This is a genomic window from Streptomyces sp. BE20, assembly GCF_036322525.1.
Lineage (GTDB): Bacteria > Actinomycetota > Actinomycetes > Streptomycetales > Streptomycetaceae > Kitasatospora.
Genome location: NZ_JAQYWW010000328.1, coordinates 1 through 316 on the forward strand (window position 1 = coordinate 1; position 316 = coordinate 316).

A 316-nucleotide genomic window follows, 5' to 3' on the forward strand; every position below is an offset into this window, starting at 1 on the left:
GGTCGTCACCTCCCGGACCCCGGGGCCCGTCCCCGGGAGCGAATCGGTGGAGTACAGGACCACCGGACTGATCGAACGTTGGGACGGTACCGCCTGGCACCGGCTCGCCGCTCCCGAGATCGACGGGGACTGGCGGCTCAGCTCCGTCACCGAGGTCGCGCCGGACGACGTCTGGGCGGTCGGGAACACCGCCTACCCCGACGACCAGCCCGTCCTGCTGCACTACGACGGCCGGGACTGGACCAGGGTCACCGCCCCCGCCTTCACCGGCCTCTACGGCGAGTACCAGAGCGTTGCGGCCAACGGGCCCGACGAC

The 316-nt window shown here is 72.2% G+C and carries 1 pseudogene; it reads left to right on the top strand.

Annotated features, from left to right (window positions below):
- Positions 1-46 precede the first annotated feature (46 nt).
- A pseudogene (locus PUR61_RS01780) lies at positions 47-316 on the top strand (hypothetical protein); the annotation flags it as partial.